The organism is Microcoleus sp. BM001215392, from assembly GCF_036700185.1.
Classification (GTDB): domain Bacteria; phylum Cyanobacteriota; class Cyanobacteriia; order Cyanobacteriales; family Microcoleaceae; genus Microcoleus.
Genome location: NZ_JAUBOJ010000694.1, coordinates 1 through 1,565, shown reverse-complemented (window position 1 = coordinate 1,565; position 1,565 = coordinate 1). Strand labels below are relative to the sequence as shown.

2 protein-coding genes are annotated in these 1,565 nt (G+C 50.5%); one reads left to right on the top strand and one right to left on the bottom strand.

The window, feature by feature from the left end:
* Nucleotides 1-150: 150 nt before the first annotated feature.
* Nucleotides 151-759, bottom strand: a complete 609-nt coding sequence (locus QT974_RS34230; protein WP_333472798.1) for a M23 family metallopeptidase — start codon at nt 757-759, stop codon at nt 151-153.
* Nucleotides 760-1,177: 418 nt separating this feature from the next.
* Between QT974_RS34230 and QT974_RS34225 the strand changes: the two genes are divergently transcribed.
* Nucleotides 1,178-1,558, top strand: a complete 381-nt coding sequence (locus tag QT974_RS34225; protein WP_333472797.1) for a hypothetical protein — start codon at nt 1,178-1,180, stop codon at nt 1,556-1,558.
* The last annotated feature ends 7 nt before the right edge of the window (nt 1,559-1,565 follow it).

The window sequence follows — 1,565 nt, the reverse complement described above, 5'->3', positions numbered from 1 at the left end:
CTGTTGACTGTTGGCAGTTGACTGTTGACTGTTGACTGTTGACTGTTGACTGTTGTTACCTACTACTAATCAACTGATGATAACTGACAACTGACAACTGATGATAACTGACAACTAACAACTGACAACTGACAACTGACCAATAACTAATTAAGACTGATTGGAATACATTTCCCGCAATACCAAAGCCGGATCTACCCAGCGGCCGCCGTACTTCAATCCCCAATGCAAGTGAGGGCCGGTCGTGCGGCCGGTCATTCCCACTCTGGCAATTCTCGCACCGGCCGGCACACTTTGACCCTGCCAAATTTGCAAGCCGCCTTCGCGATCGATATAATAGCGCCCGCCGTTAGCAGTTTCCACCCGGCCCCTGAGGTGACAGTAGATATGCTCCCAATCTCCCGATCGCACTATCATACCAGTACCGCACCTGCCATCTTCCCAAACTTCCACCACTTGACCCCCCCACCAATTGCGGATGTAGCTGCCTTCTGGGGCGGCCATGTCCAAACCGTAATGAAAATCGCCGCCGCGGGGGCCGAAGGGGGAACTGTAGGCTTCAAAATTTTCGAGTGGGAAAGAAGCTTCTTGCCACAAATTACCCGTAGCGACTTTGCCTGGTGAGGCTTGCTGAGCCCTGACTAACTCCTGGCGCCATCCCATACCAAGTAAACCGATGCCGATGGAAGCTGCTACGAGCAGCAGCGATTTGGGACGAAAAAAGCGTTTTACTCCTCTAGGGCTGGTAGAGTCTTGCACGATTGATTTAACTCCTGAAAGTTGAATGTACTGGCGAATCTGCGTTGTCTGATGTGCCAATTCGCTGCAAGATTGCCTCGCGTGCTTTGCCCACTAGCGAATCAGTTGACCAACGTGTATCTTACTGCATACAGAACCTGTGTCAAGGCTTCGGGTTGAATGCTGGGGTTCGGGATTTTTTTTTGGCTAATTCGTGCTGCGGTTGAATTCGATCGAACTTTTGCTTGACACTATAGTGTAGTCCGGGATTTTGGATGTCTTCTCAAATCTGGGTGAGAAACCCCCTTTTATAGCGGACGTACGGTTGAAACCAGGTTTACACAAACTTGCGTCCGCTTTCGGGCCGACTGGGAAATCAAGGGGTATTTAAGCCGGATCTGGTATCATCCAAAATCTCAAATTCATAACACATCAAGCAATGCTTACTGAAATTTTCCCTTTTAGTTTTGCCATAGACGCAACTGCGATCGCCGGTGCGTCATTATGGTCTTTAGCCCTGTACTGGGGCCTGTCGCCCCTCACAGAATGGGTAATCCTGCAACTCAACCGCTGGATGAATTTTGCCGAAAGATCCCTCTACACATCGGAAGCCGAGTTTGAAAGAACCAAGCAAGCCCGAGAAGCTCAAAATAGCTTTTACGCTTCCCTGTTGAGCATTCTGCCCTTTTTGATTGTCGGCGGATTGTGCAATTGGGGCGTCGAATTGTCCTTGGGTACCAGTTGGGCGGTATCTATGGGGACGATCGCCTGTATTGGCGGCGGCGTGTACGAGCTCGGGCGCCGAGACGGCGAGTCTTAGGCGATTT